The sequence below is a fragment of the Sneathiella sp. genome, from assembly GCF_036960985.1.
Classification (GTDB): Bacteria; Pseudomonadota; Alphaproteobacteria; order Sneathiellales; family Sneathiellaceae; genus Sneathiella.
In genome coordinates this window covers 1-1,660 of sequence record NZ_JBALWD010000067.1, presented here as the reverse complement: position 1 = coordinate 1,660, position 1,660 = coordinate 1, and the positions used below count along the sequence as shown (strand labels likewise).

The 1,660-nt window shown below is 42.8% G+C and carries 1 protein-coding gene; it reads right to left on the bottom strand.

Annotation, left to right across the window (positions count from 1 at the left end):
* Positions 1-184 precede the first annotated feature (184 nt).
* The gene (zapE, locus tag V7723_RS19700) at positions 185-1,315 is read right to left on the bottom strand and encodes a cell division protein ZapE (RefSeq protein ID WP_335686211.1); all 1,131 of its coding nucleotides are present in this window, start codon (positions 1,313-1,315) and stop codon (positions 185-187) included.
* Between the last annotated feature and the right edge of the window lie 345 nt (positions 1,316-1,660).

Sequence of the window (1,660 nt, the reverse complement as noted above, 5' to 3'; positions counted from 1 at the left end):
GTGTTGTTAATAATATCAGAAACTGCTTTTGAAACATGTTGCTCTACGACCAACCGGTTTTTCATTTCTATCAAATCTGGAAATGGCTTATCGGTCATTGGAACCTCATTTTCTGATTATTGTTTTTTCTGTTCGTCAGTATTGCTCGCCCGCATAATAATACATGATAGAACTGTTTGCTGAACTATTGCCGGAGGGATACATCTTTTAAATAATCCTCTGACCGCATTTCCATTAACCGTGATACAGTTCTCGCAAATTCAAAATTTCCATCACCTTGAATATAAAGATCTTCTGCATTGACTTCTGCAGAGATTACTAAATTTGCACCCGCTTCGTACAATATATCGACCAACGTAACAAATCGCTTCGATTCATTTCTTCTTGCAGAACTTAATTGCGGAACATTGGACAATAAAATGGAGTGAAAATGCGCAACCAAAGTTAGATAATCAGATGCACCGAGCGGACGGTTACAGAGCTCCTCAAAATCGAAACGTGCAACGTTGCGTGCGCAAACTTTGACCTCTAAATCTCGACCTTGTGTTGTCAATATCGTCGAACGGGGCACGGATCCTTCTGTCAGCTCTTCAAAAAGTCGATCCATCTCTTTCGCTGCAACGTCGTTTAAAGGGCAAAAGTAAACAGGATTTTTTGCCAATCGGTCGAGCCGATAATCGGTGCCGCCGTCAAGATGAAGAACATCTAATTGGTCCTTAATCATTTCAATAAAAGGAAGAAAGAGTTCTCGATTGAGGCCATCTTTGTACAGATCATCTGGGATCCGATTAGATGTTGCGACGACGACGACACCCTGTTGAAAAAGATGCTCAAATAATCGGCCCAAAATCATCGCATCTGCAACGTCTGTCACTTGAAACTCATCGAAGCAAAGAAGCCAGAAGTCCCCAGTAATTGAATTTGCCAGAGAGGCAATTGGATCATCCCCTGACTTGGTTTCACTTTGACGCCATTCATGAATAAAAGCATGTACTTCAAGCATGAAGGCATGAAAATGTACACGCCGCTTATGAGTGCCTGGTACTGTGTTAAAAAACAAGTCCATGAGCATGGATTTTCCTCTACCCACATCCCCATACATGTAAATGCCCTGCGGAGGTTCGACCCGTGGCTTGCGGACGCCCAACCGGAAAATATCTGTCCATTTGATACTTGTCCTGGGGTCATAATTAGCTAGGCGACGATGCAGAGTCTGCAGCTTTTCGACGGCTAACAACTGAATCGGATCGGGTTGCAACGCATGGGTCGCCAGCAATTTTCGATATGTTTCGAGAGGACTGGGCGAATTCGTCATGGTGTTATTAAGGCAATCGCTACAAAATAAGGTTTCGGATAAGCTGATTTTATAGATCTGTAGCGGCTTCGCAATCATCTTGCAATGATCAGAGCCAGTTCTTCGATTCATTTTCGTACAAGCAAAGTAAAAGTCTTTTTGCCGTTTTCAGCATATCGTGCACAAAGGTGATTGGATTTTGGCCCATTTTTTGTACAAATCTTTACCCTAGAATTTCGAATACGCAAAAAAAACCCTAACTAATTCACCGGCGTATCTTGCTCTTCGACAAGAAACGGGGTAGTACCCCTTCGAGAATAATCAAAGAGGACTTTCTGTCTTCTCAGAGAGCCCTCCCACATAGTG